This is a genomic window from Streptomyces marinisediminis (assembly GCF_026262575.1).
Taxonomy (GTDB): domain Bacteria; phylum Actinomycetota; class Actinomycetes; order Streptomycetales; family Streptomycetaceae; genus Streptomyces; species Streptomyces marinisediminis.
This window is the reverse complement of record NZ_JAPKFL010000003.1, coordinates 156,653-183,550: the sequence shown is the minus strand read 5'-3', so window position 1 is coordinate 183,550 and position 26,898 is coordinate 156,653. Positions and strand designations below refer to the sequence as shown.

General features: G+C 72.9%; 25 protein-coding genes and 2 tRNA genes. 21 read left to right on the top strand and 6 right to left on the bottom strand.

Annotated elements, in window-relative coordinates; all coding sequences use genetic code 11:
• Positions 1-6: 6 nt before the first annotated feature.
• Positions 7-1,260 (bottom strand): helix-turn-helix transcriptional regulator, encoded by a 1,254-nt coding sequence (locus OSB71_RS03805; RefSeq protein WP_265944114.1) that lies wholly within the window; start codon positions 1,258-1,260, stop codon positions 7-9.
• Positions 1,261-1,413: 153 nt separating this feature from the next.
• On the opposite strand from OSB71_RS03805, the gene OSB71_RS03800 reads away from it, so the two are divergent.
• The 6 genes from OSB71_RS03800 to OSB71_RS03775 all read left to right on the top strand — a co-directional run bounded on the left by OSB71_RS03800 (position 1,414) and on the right by OSB71_RS03775 (position 5,647).
• A complete protein-coding gene (locus tag OSB71_RS03800; RefSeq protein WP_265944113.1) occupies positions 1,414-1,647 on the top strand; it encodes a hypothetical protein in 234 nt (77 codons plus the stop codon).
• A 135-nt stretch (positions 1,648-1,782) separates the two neighbouring features.
• Positions 1,783-1,911 (top strand): albusnodin family lasso peptide, encoded by a 129-nt coding sequence (locus OSB71_RS03795; protein WP_265944111.1) that lies wholly within the window; start codon positions 1,783-1,785, stop codon positions 1,909-1,911.
• 68 nt (positions 1,912-1,979) lie between these two features.
• The gene (locus OSB71_RS03790) at positions 1,980-3,677 is read left to right on the top strand and encodes an albusnodin/ikarugamycin family macrolactam cyclase (RefSeq protein WP_265944109.1); all 1,698 of its coding nucleotides are present in this window, start codon (positions 1,980-1,982) and stop codon (positions 3,675-3,677) included.
• Positions 3,620-4,312 (top strand): lasso peptide biosynthesis B2 protein, encoded by a 693-nt coding sequence (locus tag OSB71_RS03785; RefSeq protein WP_323055247.1) that lies wholly within the window; start codon positions 3,620-3,622, stop codon positions 4,310-4,312. The genes OSB71_RS03790 and OSB71_RS03785 overlap by 58 nt, the downstream gene beginning before the upstream one ends.
• Entirely contained in the window at positions 4,309-4,863 is a 555-nt protein-coding gene (locus OSB71_RS03780; RefSeq protein WP_265944106.1) for a GNAT family N-acetyltransferase, read from the top strand. The genes OSB71_RS03785 and OSB71_RS03780 overlap by 4 nt, the downstream gene beginning before the upstream one ends.
• A 400-nt stretch (positions 4,864-5,263) precedes the next feature.
• Positions 5,264-5,647, top strand: a complete 384-nt coding sequence (locus OSB71_RS03775) for a site-specific integrase (RefSeq protein WP_265944104.1) — start codon at positions 5,264-5,266, stop codon at positions 5,645-5,647.
• A 20-nt stretch (positions 5,648-5,667) separates the two neighbouring features.
• Here the strand turns inward: OSB71_RS03775 and OSB71_RS03770 are convergent.
• Positions 5,668-5,751: transfer RNA gene (locus tag OSB71_RS03770), tRNA-Leu, on the bottom strand.
• A 353-nt stretch (positions 5,752-6,104) separates the two neighbouring features.
• Here OSB71_RS03770 and OSB71_RS03765 point away from each other — a divergent pair.
• The 6 genes from OSB71_RS03765 to pknB all read left to right on the top strand — a co-directional run bounded on the left by OSB71_RS03765 (position 6,105) and on the right by pknB (position 14,028).
• On the top strand, positions 6,105-6,905 hold the full coding sequence (locus OSB71_RS03765; RefSeq protein ID WP_265944102.1) for an FHA domain-containing protein: 801 nt from the start codon (positions 6,105-6,107) through the stop codon (positions 6,903-6,905).
• Between the two features lie 10 nt (positions 6,906-6,915).
• The gene (locus OSB71_RS03760) at positions 6,916-7,422 is read left to right on the top strand and encodes an FHA domain-containing protein FhaB/FipA (protein WP_265944100.1); all 507 of its coding nucleotides are present in this window, start codon (positions 6,916-6,918) and stop codon (positions 7,420-7,422) included.
• A gap of 62 nt (positions 7,423-7,484) precedes the next feature.
• Positions 7,485-9,020 carry a Stp1/IreP family PP2C-type Ser/Thr phosphatase gene (locus tag OSB71_RS03755; RefSeq protein WP_265944098.1) on the top strand — a complete coding sequence of 512 codons (1,536 nt, stop codon included), beginning with the start codon at positions 7,485-7,487 and terminating at the stop codon, positions 9,018-9,020.
• A 13-nt stretch (positions 9,021-9,033) separates the two neighbouring features.
• Positions 9,034-10,425 carry an FtsW/RodA/SpoVE family cell cycle protein gene (locus OSB71_RS03750; protein WP_265944096.1) on the top strand — a complete coding sequence of 464 codons (1,392 nt, stop codon included), beginning with the start codon at positions 9,034-9,036 and terminating at the stop codon, positions 10,423-10,425.
• Positions 10,422-11,873, top strand: a complete 1,452-nt coding sequence (locus OSB71_RS03745) for a peptidoglycan D,D-transpeptidase FtsI family protein (protein WP_265944094.1) — start codon at positions 10,422-10,424, stop codon at positions 11,871-11,873. The genes OSB71_RS03750 and OSB71_RS03745 overlap by 4 nt, the downstream gene beginning before the upstream one ends.
• A 130-nt stretch (positions 11,874-12,003) precedes the next feature.
• Positions 12,004-14,028 (top strand): Stk1 family PASTA domain-containing Ser/Thr kinase, encoded by a 2,025-nt coding sequence (pknB, locus tag OSB71_RS03740; RefSeq protein WP_265944093.1) that lies wholly within the window; start codon positions 12,004-12,006, stop codon positions 14,026-14,028.
• A 349-nt stretch (positions 14,029-14,377) separates the two neighbouring features.
• Here pknB and OSB71_RS03735 read toward each other — a convergent pair whose 3' ends face one another.
• Complete coding sequence (locus tag OSB71_RS03735; RefSeq protein WP_265944091.1) at positions 14,378-15,016, bottom strand: DUF5324 family protein; 639 nt, start codon at positions 15,014-15,016, stop codon at positions 14,378-14,380.
• Positions 15,017-15,381: 365 nt separating this feature from the next.
• On the opposite strand from OSB71_RS03735, the gene OSB71_RS03730 reads away from it, so the two are divergent.
• Entirely contained in the window at positions 15,382-15,909 is a 528-nt protein-coding gene (locus OSB71_RS03730) for a peptidylprolyl isomerase (RefSeq protein WP_265944089.1), read from the top strand.
• Between the two features lie 128 nt (positions 15,910-16,037).
• On the top strand, positions 16,038-16,925 hold the full coding sequence (locus OSB71_RS03725) for a rhomboid family intramembrane serine protease (RefSeq protein WP_265944087.1): 888 nt from the start codon (positions 16,038-16,040) through the stop codon (positions 16,923-16,925).
• 614 nt (positions 16,926-17,539) lie between these two features.
• On the opposite strand, the gene crgA is transcribed toward OSB71_RS03725, so the two are convergent.
• On the bottom strand, positions 17,540-17,800 hold the full coding sequence (gene crgA / locus OSB71_RS03720; RefSeq protein ID WP_265944085.1) for a cell division protein CrgA: 261 nt from the start codon (positions 17,798-17,800) through the stop codon (positions 17,540-17,542).
• A 97-nt stretch (positions 17,801-17,897) separates the two neighbouring features.
• On the opposite strand from crgA, the gene OSB71_RS03715 reads away from it, so the two are divergent.
• The 5 genes from OSB71_RS03715 to OSB71_RS03695 all read left to right on the top strand — a co-directional run bounded on the left by OSB71_RS03715 (position 17,898) and on the right by OSB71_RS03695 (position 21,986).
• The gene (locus OSB71_RS03715; protein WP_265944083.1) at positions 17,898-18,677 is read left to right on the top strand and encodes a DUF881 domain-containing protein; all 780 of its coding nucleotides are present in this window, start codon (positions 17,898-17,900) and stop codon (positions 18,675-18,677) included.
• Positions 18,678-18,832: 155 nt separating this feature from the next.
• Entirely contained in the window at positions 18,833-18,994 is a 162-nt protein-coding gene (locus OSB71_RS03710; RefSeq protein WP_265944082.1) for a hypothetical protein, read from the top strand.
• A gap of 22 nt (positions 18,995-19,016) precedes the next feature.
• Positions 19,017-19,646, top strand: coding sequence for an aminodeoxychorismate/anthranilate synthase component II (locus tag OSB71_RS03705; RefSeq protein WP_265944081.1), 630 nt, complete (start codon positions 19,017-19,019; stop codon positions 19,644-19,646).
• 419 nt (positions 19,647-20,065) lie between these two features.
• On the top strand, positions 20,066-21,178 hold the full coding sequence (locus OSB71_RS03700) for a class E sortase (protein ID WP_265944078.1): 1,113 nt from the start codon (positions 20,066-20,068) through the stop codon (positions 21,176-21,178).
• A gap of 31 nt (positions 21,179-21,209) precedes the next feature.
• Positions 21,210-21,986, top strand: coding sequence for a class E sortase (locus OSB71_RS03695; protein ID WP_323055246.1), 777 nt, complete (start codon positions 21,210-21,212; stop codon positions 21,984-21,986).
• A 105-nt stretch (positions 21,987-22,091) separates the two neighbouring features.
• Here the strand turns inward: OSB71_RS03695 and OSB71_RS03690 are convergent.
• Positions 22,092-22,164: transfer RNA gene (locus OSB71_RS03690), tRNA-Ala, on the bottom strand.
• A 128-nt stretch (positions 22,165-22,292) separates the two neighbouring features.
• Between OSB71_RS03690 and OSB71_RS03685 the strand changes: the two genes are divergently transcribed.
• On the top strand, positions 22,293-22,841 hold the full coding sequence (locus OSB71_RS03685) for a helix-turn-helix domain-containing protein (RefSeq protein ID WP_265944076.1): 549 nt from the start codon (positions 22,293-22,295) through the stop codon (positions 22,839-22,841).
• A gap of 61 nt (positions 22,842-22,902) precedes the next feature.
• The gene (locus tag OSB71_RS03680; RefSeq protein WP_265944074.1) at positions 22,903-24,378 is read left to right on the top strand and encodes a serine/threonine-protein kinase; all 1,476 of its coding nucleotides are present in this window, start codon (positions 22,903-22,905) and stop codon (positions 24,376-24,378) included.
• 524 nt (positions 24,379-24,902) lie between these two features.
• Here OSB71_RS03680 and OSB71_RS03675 read toward each other — a convergent pair.
• Positions 24,903-26,348: a hypothetical protein gene (locus OSB71_RS03675; protein ID WP_265944072.1), complete on the bottom strand. Its 1,446-nt coding sequence runs from the start codon at positions 26,346-26,348 to the stop codon at positions 24,903-24,905.
• Positions 26,349-26,898 lie beyond the last annotated feature (550 nt).

The window sequence follows — 26,898 nt, the reverse complement described above, 5'->3', positions numbered from 1 at the left end:
CTCTCGTCACGGCGTGCTCAGCGTGGCGATCTCCGCCCCCAGCTCCGCGACCCGGCGGTCCCTGCTCAGGGGGCCGAACTCCCCGCACAGGGCTTGGAGTCTACGGGCGACGTACCCCGATGATGACGCTCGGGCCAACCGGATGGCCTCGCGGCCGTACTCGACGACTTGTTCGGGATCGCTCCGCTTCGCCCCGACGGCGGCAAGGTCAGCCAGGACAGCGCCCCTGCGCCGGTACGACTGCCCGAAGGCGAGCGCGGTCTGGTTCAGCGCCTTCTTCAAAGCCTCTTCCCCCAGGTCGAGGCGGCCGAGCTGCACGTAACGGGCTCCCCGCTCCTCGGCCAGCCGAGTGCCGTCGAAGCGCAACCAGCCCCCGTTGGGGCTGCCCGTCGTCAGCTCCATCACCCGCTCGGCCTGGTCCAGCGCGCGCTCACACGCGGCCAGGTTTCCCATACCCGCGTACGCCTCGGCCTGGACAGCCGCGACCCAGTGACGGGTCGCGAGAGCGCTGTCCCCCCTTGTGGCCAGCCTCTCCGCCGCTCCAAGGATCTGTGCCGCCTGCCGGTACCGATGCTCGGACACGTCCACGTAGGCGTGGCGCACGAGGGCACAGGCCCACAGGTCGAAGGCTCCGGCATCCTTGCTGACGGACGCGGCCATCGAGTACGAGGCTGCCGCGTCGGTGTACCGGTTGGCGTCGAAGGCGACTTCTCCGGCCAGTTGGAAGAGGTCCGCTGCCGCGTTCAGGAGCGGTCGGGAGTTGCCTCGGGTGTCCGCCAGGGCTTCGCCCAGTGACGAGAGCTGATCGCGGACGACGGGATAGACGGAACCTTTGGAGCGGGCGAGCTGGTAGACCTGCCAGAGGTGGTCGTTCATGCGCGTGAAGTCGGCGGGCGCACCCCGGCGCACTCCATCCACGAGGGCTTCGGCCTCGTCCACGGACAAGGCCGTGAGGGCTCCACTGACGGTGAGGATACGGAGGAATTCGCGGCGGATCATCTCGTCGGGGTCTCCCGCGCTCGGGTGGTCACTGGGCACTCGCCTCACGCGCTCCGGGCTGGCTCCCTGCGGCTTCGCCAGAAGGGCGTCAAGCTCGTCCAGGGTGAGGTCGAGGGCGTCCGCCAGGCCCGGTCGCTGCGGCGGCTGAGGGGTGCTTCTGCCGCTCTCCCAGCGCCCGACTGTCGTGCGGTCCACTTCGAGCAACTCAGCCAGTTGCTCCTGACTGTAGCCGAGAGACCTGCGCCGTTCTGCCATGCCCATAGCCGCCCCTTCCCGTGGCCCGCACAGCCATGCCCTCACGCACGGAAGTGCATCAAGACTGCCGCATCGATGCCGTGGGATGAGCGGCCTTTCGACGCTTTTCTTGGAGCTACCGCACAGCGGCACCGAAGTGAACGGAAGGAGGCCGCAGACGTGGCAGCGAAGGACCGCACGGACGGCGCTGGTCACGCGGCAGGAAGGGCTGTCGGTCGCCACCGCAGGGAACGACAGAATCTCTCGGGGACGGCCCTGACCGGGACCTGGCTGCTGGGCAACGCCCTGGCCCTGTTCCTCCTCGGCACCACGGCGACTCAGCACATCAGGGAGGACGCCCGCGCGTCGCCCCCGGTGGAGCGGTCAGCGCCGGACCAGGAAACGACTGCCTGAGAGACCATGCCGGATCACCAAGCGATCCGCCCCGAGCCCCTCCCGGGCCGCGCAGCCTACACCCGGGGAGGTCGTACCACCGTGGCGGGGAAGCCCGCCCTCCACGCCCTGCTGATCCGAATGGAGGTGAGAACCATGGAAGACCGGTCCGCGCTCGACACCGAGCCGGTGGAGGAGGTCGTGAGCCTGGAGGACGCGGCGCTTCTGACGAAGGGCAACACCAACTCCAGCGTGGAGAACAAGCGCTCGCCCTACGGGGCCTAGCGTCCGGCGGCGGCATCTCTGCGAAGGTGCCGCCGCGTCCCTTCCCTCTCGTCAAAGGAGGTGACTGCATGCGTTGGTTTGGCGGGGCTCTCGCCCCTTCCCATCCGGCTCCGAGCCCCGTGGGCGCTCGTGTCCTGTGGCGGAAGCCAGACGCCTGGTCGGTTGGAACGACGGTGCGGCAGGCGGAGAGCGACGGTGGGCGGAGGCTGGCCGTGTTCGGCCCGTGCGGCGCGACGGATACGGAGCTACAACGGTTGGCCGGGTGTACGGACCTGCGGGAGTTCGACACTGCGGCTACGGCCTGGGCTGGCTCGTACGCCCTCGCTCTGGACGACGGTGCGGGCTCGTTCACCCTGTGGGCCGACCCGGCAGGCTCGTGCCCTCTCTACGTGGCCGCGAGCGCCGGCATACCCGTCTGGGCGTCCAGCTCTCTCGCACTCGCGTCCCTGCTGGGGAGTCGTCCGGACACGGTTTGGTTGGCCGCTCACCTCGCGGACCCAACGGCCTGGACACCGGGGCGGTCGGCCTGGACCGGCATCGCCCAGGTCAAGCCGGGGCATCGGTGGACGGCTCCGCGAGACGGGACACCGTTCTCTTCGCTGTACTGGCGTCCAGGTTCCTCCGCCTGGTCAGAGGCGGTGAACCGGTTGCGGCTCGATCTGTCGGACGGCGTCCTGATCCGGGTGACCGGACGGGAGGTCTCTTCGGACCTGTCCGGCGGCCTGGACTCCAGCACCCTGGCGGCCTACGCCGCGCGGCGCGGACCGGTCGTCGGAGTCACCTTCCACCCTAAGGGCCGGGAGTCGGGCGGGGACGTGGACCATGCGCGGATGGTGGCGCGTGCCTTCCCGTCCATCAGGCATCGATGCATGGCCCTCGGGCGCGAACATCTGCCGTTCACCGACCTGGACGCCCTGATATTGACCGATGAACCGGCACCGTCCGCCGTGACCATCGCCCAACTCTTCCACCAATTCGCCCTACTGGCCGAAGAAGGCGCGTCGGTGCACCTGACCGGGGACGGGGGTGACTCCCTGTTCATGCCTCCCCCGGTCCACCTGGCCGACCTCGCCCACTCGGGTCGCCTTCTCCGGCTGGCGCGTGACGCTCAGGCATGGAGCCGCCTCTACCGTTCAAGCCCCTGGCCCGCCATAGCCGCAGCCTGGAGCGCGCCCGATCGGCTGGGGAGCGTGCCGGTCCCGAAGCCCTGGCTCACCCACCAGGCCACCACGCTGGCCAAGGCGGCTGTCTCGGCGGACACCGACACTGACGGCTTGGGCTACGCCGATCGCCACCTTCTCAGCGAAGCGCGGTACGTCGGCCGTACGGCCGCGACGGAGAACCAACTTGCCGGCGCGTACGGCATCGAGATGCACAACCCGTTCACGGATGTCCGGGTACTCGAAGCTGTGATGTCGGTCCCGTCGTCAGAGCGGTGGTCGGCCCGCAGGTACAAGCCGCTGCTGAGCGACGCGGTTACCGACCTCCTCCCCCGAGAGGTAGTGCGGCGCGGCTCCAAGGGGCTGTTCGCGGTGGACCACCACCACGGGCTACGGGCCAACCAGACGTGCGTCCTTGAGCTGGCTGACGGGTGCCTGGCGGACCTCGGGCTGGTGCGCCCGGCAGTCCTGCGCTCGCTTATCCGGCGGGCGGTGCTCGGCGTCGATGTTCCCTGGGGTCTGATCGAGCCAGTCCTCGGCACGGAGCTGTGGCTACGCGTCAGCCACACCGCGACCGAGAGGGTTCGTTGGGAGGACAAGCCGTGAACGTACCCGCCCCGAGTCGTCATACCCGTACCGCTCTGGCCGCAGAGGCGGGCGTGGTCGTCAACTACCGGACCGGAACGACCGTGGTCCTTACCGGCGACTCCCTGGCCCGCTGGCTCGGCTCTCTGGAGCGCGGCGAGGCTCCGGCCCCGGTCACGGTCCGAGCCTCCGAAATCTCCTGGGGCACAAGCGAGTCATCCGTCCGGCTGGATCTTCCCGCCCCGCCCCCGTGGTCGTGGCGCATCGCGGCAACCGTGCTCCTCACAGGCACCCTCACCGCGCGCTGGCTGGGACCACGGCGCACGCGCTTCGGTCGGCTGGTGCGCCTGGCGGAAGCGGGCAGCGCCCTCCCGCCCCCGACGCGGGCACACGCCAGCCTGGCTGTCCGCTCGGTTCGCTGGGCCGCGCGCCTCTTCCCTGCCCGTGTCGCCTGCCTGGAGGAGTCCACGGCAGCCGCGCTCCTGCTGGCGGCCGGCGGGCGTGGGGGAGCCTGGCGTCACGGCGTCGCGACCGACCCGATCCGTATGCACGCATGGATCTGTGACGTTCACGGCCAGCCCATCGAAGAACCGGCTCAGACTGGTGACTACTCGCCCATCAACGGACCAGAGCCAACATCGAAGAGGTACCGATGACCGACCCGAACATCCTGCTCCCGGGTAAGCGCGTCAGCCTGGCCATGCCGGACCGCGACCACCTGCCCGACTACCACCGGTGGGAGAACGACCCCGGCACGATCCTGGGCTACGGTACGCAGGTCCCCCAGTCGTGGGAAGTCCGCGCTGGCGGCTGGGAGGCGGCAGGACGAAACCGCGACTTCCCCCAGTTCGAGGTGATCACCACCGAGGACCGCACCCCCGTCGGCCTCACGTCTCTCCAGATCGATCCGGCGGTCCGGACCGCTGAGTACGTCATCCTGCTCGCCCCCGAAGCGCGGGGTAGAGGGCTTGCCACGGAAGCGACGGCCCTGACGCTGCGGTGGGCGTTCGAGTACGCCGCGCTGCGGATGGTCTGGCTGAAGGTGCTGGAGCCCAACGCGACCGGGATCGCCGCGTACGAGAAGGCCGGGTTCAAACCCGCTGGCCGCCTCCGTCAGTCCGGCTACTGGAGGGGCCACCCCTGCGATGAACTGCTGATGGACGCGCTGGCTGAGGAAGCTCTCACCGCTCCGGCCTCCGGTACCTGAGCCGCCTCGGGGCACACGGTACGCCCCCCGTGCTGGCCTCTCCCGCTCCCTCTGAGGCTGGGGCGGGGCGGGCGCGTGCTGGCCGTGGAGCAGCGGGCGTAGCCGATGCGGATCGCTGCGCCGGGCCTCGCCTCGGGCGGCTGCACCACGGGTGCGTCCTGTGTCCATGGCTTGCCGGGATTGCGGTTGGCCGGAGTCTTCACGATCAGTTCCGCTTTGAGCGCGGACACCAGGGAGAAGCGGCCCGTGTGGTAGTTCGCTGCCAAGGACGGCGACGACAGCGCGGTGATCTACGTCGTCCAGTCCTTGACGAACGCGCTCGAGCACCAGAAGAAGCGGCTGGACGCGGAGGCGGAGCGGCTCGGTTCCGCGTGGACCGACCACGAGCCTGTCTTCGCACGTGACGGCTTCCGGCTTCGCGAGGACAGCCGGGCCGGGCGGACCGCAGGACCCGGAGAAGGTGTCGGACCGCTGGCACAGGCTCCGCACTCGGCTTCGGCTGCCGGAGGACTTCCGCATCCATGACCTGTGTCACAGCCATGTGACCAACGCCCTGGAGGCGGGACAGTATCCCGGCGAGGTGTCCGCGAACGTTCGCCACCACTCGCCCGGATACACGATGGCCCGCTACGGGCACAGCCGGGCAGACGGGGCCAGGAAGCTGGCTGCCAACAACGCCAGCCGGGTCGGGCTGGGCAAGAGCTGTTCTGACACGAGCCAAGACGCTGGCGCGTTGGTCGCGCGGTTGGACACGCGCGACCCTGAAAAACAGAAAAACCCCTGATCAACAGGGGTCTCTGTGAGTGCGCGAGGGGGGAGTTGAACCCCCACGCCCTTTCGGGCACTGGAACCTGAATCCAGCGCGTCTGCCTATTCCGCCACCCGCGCATGGGTGCTGTCGTCAGGATGTTCGCTCCCTCACCCGTTTCTCCGGGCGGTTCGCGTCCGCTCCCTGCCGACACCCAGAAGACTAGCACGCTGCCGGCGGTGCTCTCACATCCCCGACGGCGGCCCCGGCTCCGCCGCCGTTGGGGGACACTGACGGGGAGACGCCTCTACGATCCGGGGGAACGATTCGGCGGGCACGATGCTTGTGAGAGGTGACACCCGGGCACCGGTCGGGCAAGCGGAACCAGCTCTCCGGCCGACGCGTGGATACGATCAGTAAGCAGTACCGGTCGCTGTGCCCTGCGCGGGGTAGTGGCGCACTACGACACCGTAAGTTGGGAAGGAGGTGCACCGTGGGAGTTCTGAAGCGCTTCGAGCAGCGACTCGAAGGTCTCGTCAACGGCACCTTCGCCAAGGTGTTCAAGTCCGAGGTCCAGCCGGTGGAGATCGCCGGCGCCCTCCAGCGCGAGTGCGACAACAACGCCACCATCTGGAACCGGGACCGCACCGTCGTCCCGAACGACTTCGTCGTGGAACTCTCCGCCCCCGACCACGAGCGGCTCAGCCCCTACGCGGGCCAGCTCGGCGACGAGCTGTCGGGAATGGTGCGCGACTACGCCAAGCAGCAGCGCTACACCTTCATGGGCTCCGTCAAGGTGCATCTGGAGAAGGCCGAGGACCTGGACACCGGCCTGTACCGGGTGCGCAGCCGCACGCTGGCCGCGAGCAGCTCCCAGCCCCCGCCGCCCGACGGCCGGCCCGGCGGCGTCCCGCCGATGCCCGGCGGCTCGCCCCGCCCCGCACCGCCCGCCTGGGGTCCGGGCGGTGCGCCTCCGCCGCCGGACGGCGCCCCCGGGCCGATGGCCGCGAACCAGGTCAGGCGCTGGATCGAGATCAACGGCACGCGGCACCAGATCGCCCGCTCCACCCTCGTGCTGGGCCGCTCGACGGAGGCCGACGTGCGCATCGACGACCCGGGCGTCTCGCGCAAGCACTGCGAGATCCGCACCGGCCCGACGGTCACGGTGCAGGACCTGGGGTCGACGAACGGCATCGTGGTGGACGGGCAGCGCACGACGCACGCTACGCTCCGCGACGGCTCACGGATCGTCGTGGGCAGCACGACGATCATCTACCGGCAAGCCGAAGGGTGAAGCGGGGGCAATGTCAGAGCTGACCCTGACGGTCATGCGGCTGGGTTTTCTCGCCGTACTGTGGCTGTTCGTCATCGTGGCCGTGCAGGTCATCCGCAGCGACCTGTTCGGCACCCGGGTCACCCAGCGCACCGCGGCGCGGCCGGGGCGCCCGGAGCGTCCGGCGGCCCGCCCGCCGCAGCAGCCGGCCCCCGCGGGCCGGGGCGGCCGCGGCCGCAGGGGCGCCCCGACCAAACTCGTGGTGTCCGAGGGCTCGCTCACCGGCACGACGGTCGCCCTGCAGGGCCAGACGATCACCCTGGGCCGCGCCCACGACTCGACGATCGTGCTGGACGACGACTACGCGTCCAGCCGGCATGCCAGGATCTACCCGGACCGGGACGGCCAGTGGATCGTGGAGGACCTCGGCTCCACCAACGGCACCTACCTGGACCGGAACCGACTCACCACACCGACGCCGATTCCGCCCGGAGCGCCGATCCGCATCGGCAAGACGGTCATCGAGCTGCGGAAGTAGACGAACATGACGACCGGAGGGGCACCGTGCGGATGTATCCGGAGCCGACGGGCGAGGTGCGCATGAGTCTGGCACTGCGTTTCGCCGCCGGAAGCCACGACGGCATGATCCGCGACCACAACGAGGACTCCGGTTACGCCGGTCCCCGCCTGCTGGCGGTCGCCGACGGGATGGGCGGCCAGGCGGCCGGCGAGGTCGCCAGCTCCGAGGTGATCTCCACCATCGTCCAGCTCGACGAGGACGTGCCCGGCTCCGACGTCCTCACCTCGCTCGGCGAGGCCGTGCAGCGCGCCAACGAGCAGTTGCGCGCCATGGTCGAGGACGACCCGCAGCTCGAAGGCATGGGCACCACGCTCACCGCGCTGCTGTGGACGGGCCAGCGCCTGGGCCTGGTGCACGTCGGCGACAGCCGCGCCTACCTGCTGCGCGACGGCGTCCTGTCCCAGATCACGCAGGACCACACCTGGGTGCAGCGGCTGGTGGACGAGGGACGGATCACCGAGGAGGAGGCCACCACCCACCCCCAGCGCTCGCTGCTGATGCGGGCCCTGGGCAGCGGCGACCGGGTCGAGCCCGACCTGTCGATCCGCGAGGTGCGCTCCGGTGACCGCTACCTGATCTGCTCCGACGGCCTCTCCGGCGTCGTCAGCCACCAGACGATGGAGGAGACGCTCGGCGCCCACCAGGGCCCGCACGAGGCGGTCGAGGAGCTGATCCAGCTCGCGCTGCGCGGCGGCGGCCCGGACAACATCACGGTGATCGTCGCGGACGTCCTCCACGTCGACGGCAACGACACCCTGGCCCGCCAGCTCAACGACACCCCCGTCGTGGTCGGCGCCGTCGCCGAGACGCAGAACCCGCCCGGCGGTGCCGACGCGCCCACCACCCCGGCCTCGCGCGCGGCGGAGCTGAGCCGCTCGGTGCCGCAGCAGCAGCCCGGCGCGGGCGGACCGGAGGGCTTCGGCCCGCCCGGCAGCGGCCCGGCCCCCGGCGGACCCGGCTCCCCGGAGGCGGGGCGGCCCGGCCCCGGCGAGCCGTACGCGCCGGAGGACGAGGGCTTCCGCAAGCCCCGCGGGCGCGGCGGCTGGGTCAAGCGCGGCCTGCTCGTCGTCCTGGCGCTCGGCCTGCTCGGCGCGGGGCTGTACGCGACGTGGAAGTGGACGCGGGAGCAGTACTACGTCGGTGCGCAGGGTGAGACCGTCGCGCTCTACCAGGGCCTGAACCAGAAGCTCGGCCCGCTGGAGCTGGGGGAGGTCAAGGAGAGCACCGGGATCGAACTCAAGTACCTGCCGGTCTACCAGCGCAACCAGGTCAAGGACACCATCTCCATGGGCAGTCTCGACCAGGCCCAGGACAAGATCGAGGAGCTGGGCGACCAGGCCGAGGTGTGCGAGATCGTCGCGAACCAGCAGGCGGCAGCCGACCGGGCCACCCGGGAGGCCGACGAGCGCCAGCCGGGCGCGGGGGACCAGGACGGCGGTGCCGCCACGCCCGCCGACCCGCCCGCCGACGACCCGAACGATCCGCGCAACCCGGACTCCGGCCCCGTGCTGACCGACGAGCAGAAGCGGCTCGCCAAGATGTGCCGGACGCCGTGAGGGGCCTGAACCGATGAGCACCAACACCACCGGAGGCACGAGCACGGTCTCCGCCGGCGGACTGCCGTCCCGCCGCAACACCGAGCTCGCGCTGCTCGCCTTCGCCGTCGTCATCCCCGTCTTCGCCTACGCAAACGTCGGCCTGGCCAAGAACGGCTCACTGCCGGCCGGGATGGTCGGGTACGGGCTCGGGCTCGGGCTGCTGGCGGCCGTCGCCCACCTGCTGGTGCGCAAGTTCGCCCCCTACGCCGACCCGCTGATCCTGCCTATCTGCACCCTGCTCAACGGGCTCGGCCTGGTGCTGATCTGGCGGCTCGACCAGGAACCGCGCGTGGAACCGCTGAACGCGGCACCCGGCCAGCTCATGTGGTCGGCCGTCGGCGTCGCCCTGTTCCTGGCGGTGCTGGTGTTCCTCAAGGACCACCGCATCCTCCAGCGCTACACCTACATCTCGATGGCCGCGGCCATCGTGCTGCTGGCGCTGCCGATGTTCTTCCCGGCCGTCAACGGCGCGAAGATCTGGGTGACGATCCCCGGCGTCGGCTCGCTCCAGCCCGGCGAGTTCGCGAAGATCATCATCACCGTCTTCTTCGCCGGCTACCTCATGGTCAAGCGGGACGCGCTCGCCCTCGCCAGCCGCCGGTTCCTCGGCATCTACCTGCCGCGCGGACGCGACCTGGGCCCGATCCTGGCGATCTGGGCGCTCAGCCTGCTCATCCTGGTCTTCGAGACCGACCTGGGCACCTCGCTGCTGTTCTTCGGCATGTTCGTGGTGATGCTCTACGTCGCCACCGAGCGCACGAGCTGGATCCTGTTCGGCCTGCTGCTGTCCGCGGCCGGCGCGGTGTTCGTGGCCTCCTTCAACAGCCACGTCGCCAGCCGCGTGCACAACTGGCTCAACCCGCTGGAAACGGTCAACGGCAACGTGACCGAGACCGCGCAGGTGATGTACGCCTTCGGCTCCGGCGGCCTGTTCGGCTCCGGGCTCGGCGAGGGCTACTCGCGCTTCATCGGCGGCATCGCCGTCAAGAGCGACTACATCCTCGCCACCGTCGGCGAGGAGCTGGGCCTGACCGGCATGATGGCGATCCTGCTGCTGTACGGGCTGCTCATCGAGCGCGGCATCCGCACGGCGCTGGCCGCCCGGGACCCGTTCGGCAAGCTGCTGGCCGTCGGCCTGTCCGGCGCCTTCGCGATCCAGGTGTTCGTCGTCGCCGGCGGCGTCACCGCACTCATTCCGCTGACCGGCATGACGATGCCCTTCCTCGCGCAGGGCGGTTCCTCGGTCATCGCCAACTGGGCGCTGTTCGCCATCCTGCTGCGGATCAGCGACACCGCGCGCCGCCCGGCGCCGGCCCCCGCGCCCAGTCCCGACGTCGAGATGACCCAGGTGGTGAGGCCGTGAACAAGCCGCTCCGCAGGATCGCCGTCTTCTGCGGCATCCTGATCATGGCCCTGCTGGTGCGGGTCAACTGGGTGCAGTTCGTGCAGGCCGACGAGCTCCAGAGCGACGACCGCAACCGGCGCGTCGCCGTCGAGCGCTACGCGCACCCGCGCGGCGACATCATCGTCGAGGGCAAGGCGGTCACCGGCTCCACCGAGACCGACGGCAGCGACTACCAGTACAAGCGCACCCACAAGAACGGCCCCGTGTGGGCGCCGGTCACCGGGCGCGCGTCCCAGGCGTTCGGCACCTCGATGCTGGAGGGCGTCTACGACGAGTTCCTCACCGGCACCGACGACCGGCTGTTCTTCAACCGCACCATCGACATGCTCACCGGCAAGCCGATGGAGGGCGGCAACGTCGTCACCACCCTGAACGCCGAGGCCCAGCGCGCGGCGTTCGAGGGGCTCGGCGACAAGAAGGGCGCCGTCGCGGCGATCGACCCGCAGACCGGCGCCATCCTCGCCCTGGCCAGCACCCCCTCCTACGACCCGTCCGCCATCGCGGGCAACTCCAAGGAGGACGAGAAGAAGTGGGTCGCGCTCAACGACGACCCGGACAAGCCCATGCTGAACCGGGCGCTGCGCGAGACCTACCCGCCGGGCTCGACGTTCAAGGTGGTCACCGCGGCGGCGGCGCTGGAGAGCGGCCGCTACGACATCGACAAGCCCTCCGGCATCGAGGACCCGTACCAGCTCCCGCAGTCCACCGACACCCTGAGCAACTACGGCAGCCCGCCGTGCGACGACGCGACGCTGAAGGTCGCGCTCCAGTACTCCTGCAACGCCACCTTCGCCGGGATCAGCCACGAGCTGGGCAACGAGAAGATGATCGAGGTGGCCGAGAAGTTCGGCTACAACACCGAGCACTTCGTACCGATCCGCAGCGCCGAGAGCGTCTACCCCGAGGACAACCAGCCGCAGAACGCGCAGGCCGGCATCGGGCAGGCCTCCAACCGGGCGACGCCGCTCCAGATGGCCATGGTCACCGCCGCCATCGCCAACGACGGCAAGCTGATGAAGCCCTACATGGTGGACCGCCTGGAGGGCCCGCGCAGCGTCGTGGAGCAGACCGAGCCGGAGGAGCTCGGCCAGCCGCTGTCCGCGACCAACGCCGGCAAGCTCCAGGACATGATGGAGAACGTCGTCGAGAACGGCACGGGAACCAACGGCCGGCTCGACGGCGTCACCGTGGGCGGCAAGACCGGCACCGCCCAGCGTGGCGTGGACAACAGCGAGAGCCCCTACGCGTGGTTCATCTCCTACGCCATGACGGACGGCGGCTCACCCGTCGCGGTCGCGGTGGTGGTCGAGGACAGCAACGCCCAGCGCGACGAGATCTCGGGCGGCGGGCTGGCCGCGCCGATCGCGAAGGACGTCATGCGGGCCGTCCTGGACGGCCGGAGCTGACCGTGCGCGGCCGCGACCGGGCGCCCGGACACCGTCCGGAGCGCCCCCACCCGGCAGGTACGGTATGGCGAGCAGCACGCCGCCGGGCCCCACACCGGTGTGGCCCGGACGAACGGAGAGGGCTGGAGATATGGACGAGCCGCGTCGCCTAGGCGGCCGGTACGAGCTGGGCCAGGTGCTCGGCCGCGGCGGCATGGCCGAGGTCTACCTGGCCCACGACACGCGTCTGGGCCGGACCGTCGCCGTCAAGACCCTGCGGGCCGACCTCGCTCGCGACCCCACGTTCCAGGCCCGCTTCCGCCGCGAGGCGCAGTCGGCCGCGTCGCTGAACCACCCGGCGATCGTCGCCGTGTACGACACCGGCGAGGACTACGTCGACGGGATCTCGATCCCCTACATCGTCATGGAGTACGTGGACGGCTCCACGCTCCGCGAGCTGCTGCACTCGGGCCGCAAGCTGCTGCCCGAACGGGCGCTGGAGATGTGCGTCGGCATCCTCCAGGCGCTGGAGTACAGCCACCGCAACGGCATCGTCCACCGCGACATCAAGCCCGCCAACGTCATGCTGACGCGCAACGGCCAGGTCAAGGTGATGGACTTCGGCATCGCCCGCGCGATGGGCGACGCCGGCATGACGATGACGCAGACCGCCGCCGTCATCGGCACCGCCCAGTACCTCTCCCCGGAGCAGGCCAAGGGCGAGACCGTCGACGCGCGCAGCGACCTGTACTCCACCGGCTGCCTGCTGTACGAGCTGCTGACGGTGCGGCCGCCGTTCGTCGGCGACTCGCCCGTCGCCGTGGCCTACCAGCACGTGCGCGAGGAGCCGCAGCCGCCGAGCTCCTTCGACCCGGAGGTGACGCCGGAGCAGGACGCGATCGTCCTCAAGGCGCTCGCCAAGGACCCGGACTACCGCTACCAGAGCGCCGACGAGATGCGCGCCGACATCGAGGCGAGCCTGGACGGCCAGCCCGTCGGCGCCACCGCCGCGCTCGGCGCCGCGGGCTACGGCGTCGGCTACCCGGGGCACCCCGAGGACCGGCCCACCCAGGCGCTGCGCGCCGCGAACGGCGGCCACACCACGATGCTGCCCCCGATGCGCGACGACGACGGGGGCTACGGCTACGACGAACCGCGCGGGCGGCGCCGGGAGCGGCGCGGCAGCCAGCTCTCCACGATCCTGCTCGTCATCGCGGGCGTGCTGATCCTGATCGGCGCCATCTTCATCGGCAAGGTGGTCTTCAGCGGCGGCGGCGACGACGCGGTCGCCGTGCCGACGCTGTCCGGACTCACCGTCGAGGAGGCCGCGCAGCGGGCCGACAACGTGGGGCTGCGGACCACCGAGGGTGCCTCCAAGCACTGCGACGAGGAGGAGGGCACCGTCTGCGAGACGAACCCGGCCGCCGAGACCGAGGTGCAGCGCGGTGACACGATCGAGCTGATCCTCTCCGACGGCCCGGAGCCGGTGGCGGTGCCGGACGTCACCGGCGACGACATCGCGGCCGCGCAGTCGGAGCTGCAGGAGGCGGGCTTCACCGTCGAGCAGAAGGACGTCGCCTCCTCCAGCGAGCCCGAGGGCACCGTGGTCGAGCAGGACCCGGCCGGCGGCCAGGAGGCCAAGCCGGGCACCCGCATCACCCTGTCCGTCGTCCGCACCGAGACGCGCACGGTGCCGCCGGTGATCGACCGCAGCGTCGACGCGGCCACCCAGCAGCTCACGGAGGCGGGCTTCCAGGTGAGCGTCGAGGAGGAGGAGACCGACGGCAAGGCGCCCGGCACGGTGCTGGGCCAGTCCCCGGAGGGCGGCGCCCAGGCCGAGCGGAACAGCACCGTCACCCTGACGGTCGCCAAGGCCCCGCAGGTGGAGCAGGTCCAGGTGCCCGACATCCAGGGCCGGGAGCTCAAGGACGCCCGCAAGATCCTGGAGGACGCCGAGTTCCAGGTGCGCGTGCAGGGAGCGCAGGGCGGCCGCGCGACGGTGGTCACCCAGGACCCGGCCCCCGGCACGGCGCTGGACAAGGGCTCCCTGGTCACGCTGACCACGGTGCCCCGTGGCGGAAACGGCGACGGCGGCGGGGACGGCGGCGACGGCGGGGACGACAACCCGATCGGCGGCTTCTTCACCGGCGGCCGCGACGGTCGCGACGACGACTGACGGCTGACGGCTGACGGCTGACGGCTGACGGCCGTGGCGCGGCGCCACCGGACGGCGTGCGGCGTGCGGCCCCCGGCGGCTGACCGCCGTCCGCCACGGGCCGGCCGCCGTCTGGCGGCCTGTGGCCGCCGGGCGGTCCGCCCCGGTTGGCTGACCGCCCGGCGCCCGGCGGCTCTGCCCCGCTACGGGGCCGGGGCTGACGGGCGGTGGCCTGTTGCCGGTGGCCGGGTACCGCGAGCGCGGCACGCGCGGGGCGGCCGCCCGGGGTGGTGTCACGACGGACGTGAGGGCCGGGCTCACCGCGGGGTGGGCCCGGCCCTCACGTCGGCCACGGCGTGGGGTGCGGCCGCTACCGGTTGTCGTCCTCGGAGGACTCCGCCTCGGCCCGCTTGGCCTCGACCTCGGGGTCTTCGAGCAGGTCGCTCCCGGCGGCCGACGCCGTCATGGAGGGCTCGGAGACGTCCGTGGGGGCGGGCGGCTCGACCAGCCAGTCCGGGTTGGCCTGCTTGTCCCACCACTTCCAGGCGGCCGTCACAGCGGCGCCGACGAGGCCGAGCACCGCGAGCTTCTTGACCGCCCGGCCGGTGCGCGCGCGCCGCACCCGCTTCTTGTGCAGCTTCGCCACCTGGGCCGCCGTGACCTGGCCGCGCAGCCCCGCGAGCGCCGCGGCGTAGCGGTCGGCGGCCTCCTCCCGCGCCGGGCCCGCCGCCGCCCGGGCGGCCTCCAGGCGGGGCGCGGCGTACTTGCGCGCCTCCTCGGCGGCCTTCCGGGTCTGCTTCGACACCCGCGTCGCGGCCACGTCCACGCCCTGCGGCAGCGCGTTGCGGGCGTGCGCGAGGCGCGGCGCCAGCACGCTCTCGTACTGGTCCCGGGCCGTGTGCTGCGCCTGGCGCGCGGCGAGGGCGGCCTTCGGCCCCACCACGTCCACGGCGTGCCGCACGTTCTCCTTGGCGGTGCCGGTGGCGCACACGCTGTCCTTGCGGGTCACGAGATCCTCCTCCTCGGTGGCACGTGGTCCGGAGCGCGGTACCCCGGAAGACGTCGGTCCTTCTTCGCCTTTACGCCCGAATCGAGATCATGCCTGGGGAAGCGGGGTTCGGCATGCGCGGGCGGGCGTTCGGGTCACGTTTCGGGCACGGGTACCCACTTCGCAGCCCTTCCCACACCCGGGTCCCGGGCGCGCACGGGCGCCTGTGCGCGACCATGCCACGATTCACCGCACAGTGGGTCGATTGGTCCGGTATCGCCGCCCGACTTCGCCCGATCACCACTCCGGTGCGAGCCTCGCGGCCGGGCGCGGCGGCGTCCATGGGAGGATCGGGGACCGTCAGCAAGGACTATGGAAGGTAGATCGTGGCCGAGCAGCTCTACGCCACCCTGAGGACGAACCAGGGCGACATCGAGGTCCAGCTCTTCCCGGACCACGCCCCGGAGACGGTGAGGAACTTCGTCGGGCTCGCCGAGGGCACCCGGGAGTGGACGCACCCGGGCACCGGTGAGAAGTCGACGAAGAAGCTGTACGACGGCACGGTCTTCCACCGGGTCATCAGCGGCTTCATGCTCCAGGGCGGTGACCCGCTGGGCAACGGCACCGGCGGCCCGGGGTACGAGTTCAAGGACGAGATCCACCCGGACCTGGCCTTCACCAAGCCCTACCTGCTGGCGATGGCCAACGCGGGCCCGGGCACCAACGGCTCGCAGTTCTTCATCACCGTGGCGCCCACCACCTGGCTGACCGGCAAGCACACCATCTTCGGCGAGGTGACGAGCGACGCCGGCAAGCGGGTCGTCGACGCCATCGCGGGCACCAAGACCAATCCGCGCACGGACCGCCCGGTGCAGGACGTGGTGATCGAGTCCGTGGAGATCGAGCGCCGCTGAGTCACCCCGCCGAGCCGCCGACAGGCGGAGGGCGTGGCCGGACACGCCGTCCGGCCCGTGGGAACGGTCCGCCCCACCTGTCCGTATGACAGGTGGGGCGGGTTCTGGCCGGCGGCGGAAGGGAAGCGATGGAGCACCAGCAGGGCGGGCTCGGCCCGCGGCACACGCTGCCCGGCTGCTACCGGCACCCGGAGCGCGAGACGGGCATCCGCTGCACCCGCTGCGAGCGGCCGATCTGTCCGGACTGCATGATCCCGGCCTCGGTCGGCTACCAGTGCCCCCAGTGCGTGCGCGGCGCGGGCACCGGCCGCGGGGACGCGGCGCGGCCGCGCACGGTCGCGGGCGGGGCGGTCGTCGGGGACACGAAGCTGGTCACCAAGATCCTGCTCGGCCTGAACGTGGCGCTGTTCGTCGCGGTGCTGGCCACCGGGGGCGAGCTCGTCACCGAGCTGGGCATGATCGCGTACGCCTTCGGCGGCGACGGCACCTTCGAGCTGCTCGGCGTGGCCGACGGCGAGTGGTACCGGCTGCTGACCTCGGCGTTCCTGCACGAGCAGCTCTGGCACATCGGCCTCAACATGATGGCGCTGTGGTTCCTCGGGCCCCCACTGGAGGCCGCGCTCGGGCGGCTGCGCTTCACTGTGCTGTACCTGCTGTCCGCGCTGGGCGGCAGCGTGCTCACGTACCTGCTGATGGCGCCGAACCAGCTCTCGCTGGGCGCCTCCGGCGCGATCTTCGGGCTGTTCGGCGCGACGGCCGTGCTGATGCGCCGCATGCGCTACGACATGCGTCCGATCGCCGTGCTGCTGGCGATCAACCTGGTGATCACCTTCCTGCCCGGCTTCAACATCGCCTGGCAGGCGCACCTGGGCGGGCTGTTCACCGGCGGCGCTTTCGCCTTCGCCCTGGTGCACGCGCCGCGCGAGCGCCGGGCGCTGGTGCAGTGGGGGACGGCGGCGCTGATCGTCGTGGCCCTCGTCATCGCGTGCGTGGTGCGCACGGCGGTGCTGCTGTAGGGCCGAGCCCCCGGCTGAGGCGCGAGCCCCCGGTCGGACGCGCGCGAGCCGGGCTCGGGCGGCCTCGTGGGACGCGGGGCGAGAAGTTATCCACAGGCGGTAGCGGATCTTGTGCATGACGCGCAACGCGGACGGTACTCGCACACAGATGCGGTATGTGCTTGGCGACTACCGCGAGAAGCGCATGTCCGGATGGGCAGACCGGCGTCAACCTGATGCGCGTTATCCACAGATCGTCTGAACTTTTCCCACCCCTGTGGACAGCCTGTGGATAACTCGGTGGACGTTCGGGGCCGCGCGGTCGCCCCCGCGTCAGCCCGCCCCGCCGGCCGGACACCGCGGCGCAGGGCGGCGGGCAGGGGGCGAGGGGATCGGGCGACAGCGGCAAGGCAGCCTGGCAGGGCGGGCCGGCGTCCCGGCGGCACGTCACGCCAGGACTTCACGGTGCGCAGCGGCGTCCGGTCCGCTCAAGGACGTCCGGGAGTGGGCCGGGCGCCCGCGTTCGCGCTCAGCCACGGCAGGGCGACGGCGCCCGCCACCCGGCCGGGGCACCGCACGCCGGTGCCCCGCCCCGCTCCCGGCACCCGGGCGGCGGTCGGTGGAAGCTGGAAGCGCTACTTCCACTGCGTGGAGACGACGAACCCCACGGCGATGAAGCCGAAGCCCACGACGATGTTCCAGTCACCCAGCGCGTCGACCGGCAGCGAACCCGAGGTGAGGTAGTACAGGACGATCCACACCAGGCCGAGGGCGAACATGGCCAGCATCAGGGGCGCGACCCAGCTACGCCCGCCGCGCAGGTCGATCTTGCCCGACTTCTGCCCCTCAGGCGGGGTGTACGTGTCCTTCTTCTTGCGAATCCGGGACTTCGGCACGAGAGGGTCTCCTGTCGATGCGCTGACCGCGCTGAACGGATGCTGCTGTGGTCCGTTAGCGTAGTGGTTCCAGGTGGTGGAAGGAGACAAGGGTACGGTGACCTCTTCCGCGACGCCTCCCCCGGACGCCGGATTCCGCTCGCGCCGGTTCCGCCTGCGTCCCCTGCGGCTGGCGAGCGCGGGTGTCTTCGCCCTGGCCGGGCTGCTCTTCTGGGTCAGCTTCGACACCTCCCAGGGCATCGACCTGCGCAGTGACGACCCCATGCGCCGCCTGCCCGACCTCATCTCCGAGCGCAGCCAGGAGAACGGCCGCCTGGAGTCGGCCACCGCCGAGCTCCGCGAGGAGGTCGCCGCCCTCGCCGACGCCGACACCGGCCGCACCCCCGCCGAGCGGGAGCGGCTGCGGCGGGTGGAACGCGCCGCCGAGGCCGAGGAGGTCTCCGGCGCCGGTCTGACCGTCACCCTCACCGACGCCCCGCCGGACGCGACCGCCCGCATCCCCGGCTGGCCCGAGCCGGAGCCCGACTACCTGGTCATCCACCAGCAGGACCTCCAGGCCGTCGTCAACGCGCTGTGGGCGGGCGGCGCCCAGGGCATCCAGATCATGGACCAGCGGCTGATCTCCACCAGCGCCGTCCGCTGTGTCGGCAACACCCTCATCCTCCAGGGGCGGCTGTACTCCCCGCCCTACGAGGTCACCGCCGTCGGGGAGCCGGACGCGCTGCGCCGGGCGCTGGACGAGGCCCCGGCCCTGCAGACCTACCAGAGTTACGTCGAGGCCTACGGGCTGGGCTGGGACGTCGAGGAGCACGAGGAGACCACGCTGCCCGGCTACTCCGGCACCCTCGACCTCCAGTACGCCGAGCCCCTGGGCTGACTTCCCGAGGAGCGCCCCCCGACGCGCCGACCCGCCGCGTACTCTGGAGTGCGCACGAGCGCACGCGGGGGTTCACGGCGTGCGGCGGGACGAGCGGGGGGCGACCGGCGACGGCCGGGGCCGACCGGGACACGGCGAAGGGACGGCACCACGGGATGTACGGCTGGATCTGGCGGCACCTGCCGGGCAACGCCATCGTGCGCGCCCTGATCTCCCTGGTGCTGGTCGTGGCGGTGGTGTTCCTGCTGTTCCAGTACGTCTTCCCGTGGGCCGAGCCGCTGCTCCCGTTCGGCGACGTCACCGTGGACCAGAACTGACGGCAAGGCTTGGGGCGAACCGATGAGCGCACGCATTCTCGTGGTCGACAACTACGACAGCTTCGTCTTCAACCTCGTGCAGTACCTCTACCAGCTCGGTGCCGAGTGCGAGGTGCTGCGCAACGACGAGGTCGGCACCGAGCACGCCCAGGACGGCTTCGACGGCGTGCTGCTCTCCCCGGGCCCCGGGACACCGGAGCGGGCGGGGGTCTGCGTGGAGATGGTGCGGCACTGCGCCGGCACCGGCGTGCCGGTGTTCGGGGTGTGCCTGGGCATGCAGTCGATGGCCGTCGCCTACGGCGGTGTCGTGGGCCGCGCTCCGGAGCTGCTGCACGGCAAGACCTCGGCGGTGGTGCACGAGGGCCGCGGCGTCTTCGCCGGGCTGCCCTCGCCGTTCACCGCCACCCGCTACCACTCGCTGGCCGCCGAGCCCGCGGCGGTGCCCGACGTGTTCGACGTCACCGCCCGCACCGAGTCGGGCGTCATCATGGGGCTGCGGCACCGCAGCCGGCCGGTGGAGGGCGTGCAGTTCCACCCCGAGTCCGTCCTCACCGAGTGGGGCCACCAGATGCTGGCCAACTGGCTCGTCGAGTGCGGTGACGCGGACGCGGTCGCCCGCTCGCGGGGCCTGGCCCCGGTGGTAGGGAGGTGACCGCCTCCCGGGACCCGTACACGGACCCGGAGGCGTTGATGGCGGCCGTCGACCGCCTCGACGACCCGCTCACCGACCCCCTGCCCCCTCCCACGGACCCCCCGGGCACGGAGCACACACCGGGAGCGGGCCGCGCACCGCAGCCGGGGCCCGCACCGCAGCAGGGGAGCGCGCCGGACGGGCGGCACGCGTCCGGGCCGCGGCCCGCACCGGGCCAGTGGCCGGAGCCGGGGCGACGGCACACACCGGAACCGGACCCCACGCCGGGCCGGCGGCCGGAGCCGGGACAACGGCGCGCACGCGAACCGGGGTTCGGGGCGGGTGCCGCGGCCGCGGCACCCCGCGCGGCCGTGCCGCAGGCCCCGTCGGCGCCGGGACCGTCGCCGCAGGCCCCGTCGGCGCCGGGACCGCAGTCGCCGGTGTCCGGGCAGGCGGGGCCGGAGGAGCGGCAGGGCTCGCCGTGGTTCCGGCCACCCGGCCGACCCGCGCCCGCGCAGGGCACCGTGCCGTCCGCGCCGCGCGGTGACGGCACGCCGCCGCCCCCCGACGCGGCGGCGACCCGTCCACTCACGGTCACGCCGGCCCCCGCACCCGCACCGCGCCCCGGCGCCGTCCCGGAGCCCGGGCCGGGCCCGTCGCCCGCCCCGCGCCCGGCGGCCGGGCACGGCCCGGAGCGCGGGAACGAGCCCCGGGACGAGCACGGCGACCAGCGCGGGCGCGAGACCGTCGCGCTGCGGCAGCTCACGGAGCGAAACGCCGCGCAGGGGGCGGACGCCGCGGACGAGCCGCCCGGCGAGGGCCGCGCCGCCCGGCGCAGGGCGGCGGCGAAGGCGGCCCGGGCCCGCAGGGAGAACGTCGCCGTCATCGCCAGCCGCAGCGTCGGCGAGCTGTTCATCACCTGCGGTGTGCTCCTGCTGCTCTTCGTCGCCTACCAACTGTGGTGGACGAACGTGCAGGCCGGTCTGGAGGCCGGGCGGGAGGCCAGCGCGCTGGAGGAGAAGTGGGCGTCCGAGGAGGCGGCGGCCCGCCGCCCCGACGCCTTCGACCCGGGCGAGGGCTTCGCCAAGATGTACATCCCCAAGCTCGACGTGGTCGTGCCCGTCGCCGAGGGCATCGACAAGGACACCGTCCTCGACCGCGGTCTCGTCGGCCACTACGACGCCGCGTCCGGCCTGAAGACGGCGATGCCGTGGGACGAGGAGGGCAACTTCGCGGTCGCCGGGCACCGCAACACCCACGGCGAACCGTTCCGCTACATCAACCGGTTGGAGCCCGGCGACCCGATCGTCGTCGAGACCCGGGACTCCTACTACGTGTACGAGATGACCAGCGTGCTGCCGTCGACCTCGCCGTCCAACGTGGGCGTGGTGGCCCCCGTGCCCGCGGAGTCGGGGTTCACCGAGCCGGGCCGCTACGTCACCCTGACCACCTGCACCCCCGAGTTCACCTCCAAGTACCGTCTCATCGTCTGGGGCAAGATGGTGGAGGAACGGCCCCGGAGCGAGGGCAAGCCGGACGCCCTCGTCGGGTAGCCGGCGGACGGAACGGCGAACGGTGGATCAGGTGGCAGTGACCGAGCGGGACGGGGCGGAGACCGAGGAGCGCCCGCAGCGGTCCGGGGCCGGCGGGGGGCGCACGCGCGGCCGGATAGCGAGCACGGTGAGCGTGCTGGGCGAGCTGCTCATCACCGCCGGGCTCGTCATGGCCCTCTTCGTCGCCTACTCCCTGTGGTGGACGAACGTGCTGGCCGACCGCGCGGCGGGCCAGGAGAGCGCCGAGCTGCGCGACCAGTGGGCGGCCGAGCGGGACTCCGGCGGCCCGGACGCGGACGCCGGCCCCGGCGAACTCGACGTCAGGAACGGCATCGGCTTCCTCCACGTGCCCGCGATGAGCGACGACGACATCCTGGTGATGCCCGGCACGGACCCGGAGGAGCTGAACCAGGGCGTCGCCGGGTTCTACGAGAAGCCCGTGAAGTCCGCGATGCCGTGGGACGAGTCCGGCAACTTCTCCCTGGCCGCCCACCGGGACGGGCACGGGGCCAAGTTCCACGACATCCACGAGATCGAGAAGGGCGACCCGATCGTCTTCGAGTCGAAGGACACCTGGTACGTCTACACGGTGTACGCCGTCCTGCCGGAGACGTCCAAGTACAACGTGCAGGTCCTGGCCGACGTGCCGCGCGAGTCCGGCAAGGAGGAGGAGGGCCGCTACATCACCCTCACCACGTGCACGCCGGTCTTCACCTCGACCTACCGCTACATCGTCTGGGGCGAGCTGGAGCGCACCGTCCCCGTCGACGCCGACCGCACGCCGCCCGAGGAACTCCGCGCCTCCTGACGCGCGTCGCCGCGCCCGCCGCGACCCACCACCCGACCCACGCGAAACGGGCCCCCGCACCCGGGAGCCCGTACCGTCACGCCGGCGCCGCCACGGCGCCCACCGTGGAGCCTAGGGGAGTCGAACCCCTGACATCTGCCATGCAAAGACAGCGCTCTACCAACTGAGCTAAGGCCCCGTCGGCCCCAAGAGTACCCGCTTCGGGCATCCGTATCCGACCGGGTATCGCCCCCGGCCCTACGGCTCCGTAGGATGCACCGCAAGTTCGCTGGCGCGAAGCGAACAGGGGAGACTCAGGGGAGACACATGGACGCAGCACAGCAGGACCCGACGGCCAAAGCCCGGGAGCTGCAGAGCGCGTGGTACGGCGAGCCGCTCGGCACGCTCTTCCGCCGCCTGATCGACGACCTGGGACTCAACCAGGCCCGCCTGGCGACCGTGCTCGGCCTGTCGGCGCCCATGCTGTCGCAGCTCATGAGCGGGCAGCGGGCCAAGATCGGCAACCCGGCCGTCGTCCAGCGGGTGCAGGCCCTGCAGGAACTCGCCGGCGAGGTCTCCGGGGGGCACGTGAGCGCCGCCGACGCCACCCGGCGCATGGAGGAGATCCGCCGCGCCGCGGGCCAGAGCGTCCTGGGCGGCACGGTGCAGTCCGGCCCGTCGGGGCAGCAGACGACCGTCAAGCGGGCGGTGCGCGAGATCCAGTCGCTGCTGCGGGCCATATCCGACGCGCAGGACATCCTGCACGCCTCGCAGGCGCTCGCCGCCGACCACCCGGAGCTGGCCGAGTTCCTCCGGGTCTACGGCGCCGGGAAGACCGCGGACGCGGTGAAGCACTACGAGGCCCACCAGGGCTGAACGGCACGGGCCGGGTGCGGTTCCGGGCACGGCGGGAACGGAAGAAGGCGGGCACGGCGGGATGGGCGAGGTCTTCGCGGGCCGGTACGAGCTGGTCGACCCGGTGGGGCGGGGCGGGATGGGCGCGGTGTGGCGTGCCTGGGACCACCGCAGGAAGCGCTACGTGGCCGCGAAGGTGCTGCGGCAGAGCGACGCCCACACCCTCCTGCGCTTCGTGCGCGAACAGGCCCTGCGCATCGACCACCCGCACGTGCTGGCACCCACGAGCTGGGCCGCCGACGACGACCAGGTCCTGTTCACCATGGACCTGATGCACGGCGGCTCGCTGGCCCACCTCGTCGGCGACTACGGCGCGCTGCCCCCGCGCCTGGTGTGCGTGCTGCTCGACCAGCTCCTGGCCGGGCTCGCGGCCGTGCACGCCGAGGACGTCGTCCACCGGGACGTCAAACCCGCCAACATCCTGCTCGACGCCACGGGCACCGGCCGACCCCACCTGCGGCTCTCCGACTTCGGCATCGCGCTGCGCAAGGACGAGCCCCGGCTCACCGAGAGCGCCTACGTCGTCGGCACGCCCGGCTACTTCGCCCCGGAGCAACTGCTCGGCGCGGAGCCCGACTTCCCGGCCGACCTGTACGCGGTGGGGCTCGTCGCCCTGTACCTGCTCACGGGCGAGAAGCCGGACGCCCAGGCCCTCGTGACGTCCTACGAGCACGGCGTGCCGCCCGCCCCGGAGGGCGTGCCGGAACCGCTGTGGCAGGTGCTCGCCGGGCTGCTGCGGCCGGACCCCCGGGCCCGGTTCCGCACCGCGACGGGCGCCCGCAAGGCGCTGACCGGCGCGGTGGACCTGCTCGCTCCGGACGCGACACCGCCCCCGGGCGACCGGGCGGGCACGTCGGAGGTCGCCGTGGAGGTCTTCGACCACCTCGGCCCGCTGCCGCCCGGCTACGGCCCCGACGGTCCCGACGGGCGCGACGGGCGGGCCGGGCGCGACGGGCGGGCCGGCACCGCCGGGGGCGAAGCGCGCGGCTCCCGGCACGCCGCACCGCGGCCGCCGGCCGACGGCGGCCCCCACGACGACGCGGACAGCTTCCACCTCGCTCCCCCCGCCCCACCCGGGACGGCGGCGCCGGAGGCGGGGCCCGGAGCGGCGGCGCAGGCGGCGGCACCGGGCGCGGCGGCGCACGCATCGGGGGCGCCCGGACCGGTGCCCCACGCAGCGACGCCCGACGCAGCGGCCTACGAAGCAGCGGCGTACGAGGCAGCGGCGTACGGAGCGCCGGTGCCGGTTGCGGCAGCACCTGGTGGCGCGGTGCACGTCCCCGGGGCGCCCGGGTCGGCGCACGCGGTGGTGGGCCCCGCAGCGGCGGCCCACGCGGCCGTGGCGCCCGGCGCCGGAGTGCCCGTGCCGGGGCCGGCAGAGCACGGTGTGCCCGTCCGCCCGTCGGTGCCGGGGCCACCCGGAGTGGTCGCCGTCCCGGTGCTCGTCCTCGCCCTGGCCTGCTTCGCCTTCGGCATCTGGGCCCTCCTCCAGAGCTGAGCGCCCCACTCGCAACCCGGCCCGCGCCCACGCAGTCGGCCGACGCCCGGAAGCGGCCACCACCCGAAGACGGCCACCACCCGGAAGCGGCCACCGCCCGTACGTGCTCGGGACCTACCGGACCATCTCGCCCGTCCTGGCGTCGCGGTGGATACGCGCTCAGGCGTCGTGGACCACGGAGCGGACCGACCCCGACCGACCCCGACCGTTCCCGGTGGGCTCGGTGCACCGTGCGCGAGGAGGCCGTACCGCGGTCCGACGCGCCCATCGAGCTGCGGGCCCGGGGCGCGGAGTCCGACCCGGAAGCGACCAGCGCCCGGAAGCGACCGACGCGGGGCGGCCGTGGGGCACGGTGCGCCCGCCTGTCCGTCCGCCCGTCGGTGCCAGGACCGCCTGCGAGGGCCGCCCTCCTCGCGCTCCTTCCTCGCGCCGGTGCCGATCCCCGCCCCGGCGTGCTCCGCCCTCGGCGTCCGGGCGCTCTCCCGAAGTCGAGCGCCCCGCCCCGGGCCGGGGCGGCGTCCGTCTCACCCCCGCCGGGGGTCTCCCGGCGGGGGCCAGCCGCCCGGGGGCGGCCCGAACACCGGGGGCTGCCCCTGCGGGCCCGGCCCCGGCGCGCCCCCGCCCGGGTGCGGGAAGCCGTAGCCGCCGGGCGCGGCGGGCTCGGGCGCGGCGGTGCGGGGCGCGCGGAGCCGGGCGAGCAGCCACCACGCCGCCAGCCCCGCGACGAGCACCGTGCCCGTTCCGACGCCGGCCAGCCCGAGGCGTCGCCAGGTGGCGCGCTCGGCCACCTCGGCCGCCGTCAGTCCCTGCTCGGCGGCCTCCCGGTCGCCGTCGGTGACGCCGAAGCCCGCGGCCACCGCGTTTCCGTCGTACGCGGGCGGCTCCTCGGCCGTGCCCTCCACGACCGTCCGCAGCGTGACCGGGGCGCCACCGGGGAAGTAGGCGGCCATGTCGTCGTGCAGGGTGACCTGCACGTACCACCACCCGGCCATGCTGAAGCCGCGGCCCTCGTCGGCGAACCGACGACCGTAGTCGACGGTGCCCCCGAGCAGCTCCACGGACGCCTGGTCGCCGTCGTAGGACGGGAAGTCGGCCTTGAAGGCGCGGCCCCGGGCCGGGTTGTACATCTGGAGCGCGAAGCCGTCGGAGAGGTAGCGGGGCGCGTCGTCCCCGGCGTCGTCGGCGTTGGGCACCTCCAGCCGGACGAACAGCCGCTGGCCCCAGTCGACCGGCACCCGGTAGAAGCGGGACTCGCCGGGCAGCAGCCGGTCCTTCCACACGCCCGTGCCGACGGACCCGGCGTCGTTGAAGCTCGTCCCGCCCCGGGCCGGCGCGGCCTCCCCGGACGGCGGCGTCGGCGGCTCCTCGGCCGTCTCCGAGACGGCCGGTGGTCCGGGGACGGCGCCCTTGAGCCCCGGCTCCGAGAAGTAGCCGATCTCGATCGGCCAGTCGGCCGGGTCCCCGTCGTCCGCACTCTCGCGGGTCACCGAGAACAGGTAGGGGCCGGCCTCCTGACAGTCCTCGACCCCGCCACCCACGCGCCGGACGGCGTAGGCGCCGACGGGGTAGCCCGAGCCGCGGCTGCCGAACCCGCCGGTGTCACCGGTGTCGCACGCGTCGCCGCCCGTCGTCTGCAGGCGCAGCGTCAGCTCGTCGCCGAACGACGCCACGTCCGCGCCGGGTTCGGGGGCCGCCGTCGCGCCCAGGTACGCCGTCGAGGAGGCGTCCAGCGCGACGCTGTAGTACAGGGTCTCGCCGGGCCCGATGCGATCGGTGTAGAGGCCCGGCTCCAGTACCGGGCCGTCGGAGCTGCTGGCCGCGCCCCGCACCGCCCGGGCGTCCTCGGCCGGGGTGTACGCCGGCACGTCCGCCGCCCGCGCCGCCCCCTGTGGGACGGCCAGCACCGCGCCGAACGCCGCCACCGCCGCGGCGAACCGCGCCACCGCCCCCGTCGTGCGCCGCCACACCATGCGCCGCCCCCTCGTCCCGTCCCTCGTGCCGTTCCCGGCGGGCTCCGGCCGTCTGCCGCGCGGCTTCCCCGTGCCGCCGACGCGCGCCGTCGGCGACACGTTCGCCGCCGCCCACGGGGACCATCCTGCCCTGTCCCCCGCACCCGCCGCCGCCCGCCCTCGGGCAGCGGTCCACGCCGGGCTGCGCGCCGGGCCGTGCTCCTGTCGCCGCCGGGCCCGTCGCCGTCGCGCCCGCTAACCCTCACGGGCCCCGGCCATGGCCACGGCGTGTGTCCGGTGCGTCACCCCACCGCCGGACCCGCGCTCCGCAACTTCGCACCCGCACACTTCCGTGCCGTGGCGGCCCCGCCGGTGGCGGCCCCGCCGCGCGCCGTCACCTGGGAGCCCGAGGCGGGCGCCGCCCCACCGCGGGCGGGAACAACGCCGCCGTGGCGAAACGGGCGCCTCCGGCGGCAACGCCACCCGGCACACCGCGGCGCGGCCGTCGGGCCCGGCGGCCGCCACTCCACCCACTCGGCCACCGGGGCCACGCCGCCCGCGCGGGCGGCCC

Bases quoted from the DNA above. Each gene is read 5' to 3' on its own strand.
- OSB71_RS03760 (WP_265944100.1), top strand. From the start codon at position 6,916: ATGTCAGAGCTGACCCTGACGGTCATGCGGCTGGGTTTTCTCGCCGTA.
- OSB71_RS03725 (WP_265944087.1), top strand. From the start codon at position 16,038: ATGGAGCACCAGCAGGGCGGGCTCGGCCCGCGGCACACGCTGCCCGGC.
- OSB71_RS03685 (WP_265944076.1), top strand. From the start codon at position 22,293: ATGGACGCAGCACAGCAGGACCCGACGGCCAAAGCCCGGGAGCTGCAG.
- OSB71_RS03705 (WP_265944081.1), top strand. From the start codon at position 19,017: ATGAGCGCACGCATTCTCGTGGTCGACAACTACGACAGCTTCGTCTTC.
- OSB71_RS03780 (WP_265944106.1), top strand. From the start codon at position 4,309: ATGACCGACCCGAACATCCTGCTCCCGGGTAAGCGCGTCAGCCTGGCC.
- OSB71_RS03790 (WP_265944109.1), top strand. From the start codon at position 1,980: ATGCGTTGGTTTGGCGGGGCTCTCGCCCCTTCCCATCCGGCTCCGAGC.
- OSB71_RS03795 (WP_265944111.1), top strand. From the start codon at position 1,783: ATGGAAGACCGGTCCGCGCTCGACACCGAGCCGGTGGAGGAGGTCGTG.
- OSB71_RS03675 (WP_265944072.1), bottom strand. From the start codon at position 26,348: ATGGTGTGGCGGCGCACGACGGGGGCGGTGGCGCGGTTCGCCGCGGCG.
- OSB71_RS03680 (WP_265944074.1), top strand. From the start codon at position 22,903: ATGGGCGAGGTCTTCGCGGGCCGGTACGAGCTGGTCGACCCGGTGGGG.
- OSB71_RS03755 (WP_265944098.1), top strand. From the start codon at position 7,485: ATGAGTCTGGCACTGCGTTTCGCCGCCGGAAGCCACGACGGCATGATC.
- OSB71_RS03805 (WP_265944114.1), bottom strand. From the start codon at position 1,260: ATGGGCATGGCAGAACGGCGCAGGTCTCTCGGCTACAGTCAGGAGCAA.
- pknB (WP_265944093.1), top strand. From the start codon at position 12,004: ATGGACGAGCCGCGTCGCCTAGGCGGCCGGTACGAGCTGGGCCAGGTG.
- OSB71_RS03710 (WP_265944082.1), top strand. From the start codon at position 18,833: ATGTACGGCTGGATCTGGCGGCACCTGCCGGGCAACGCCATCGTGCGC.
- OSB71_RS03750 (WP_265944096.1), top strand. From the start codon at position 9,034: ATGAGCACCAACACCACCGGAGGCACGAGCACGGTCTCCGCCGGCGGA.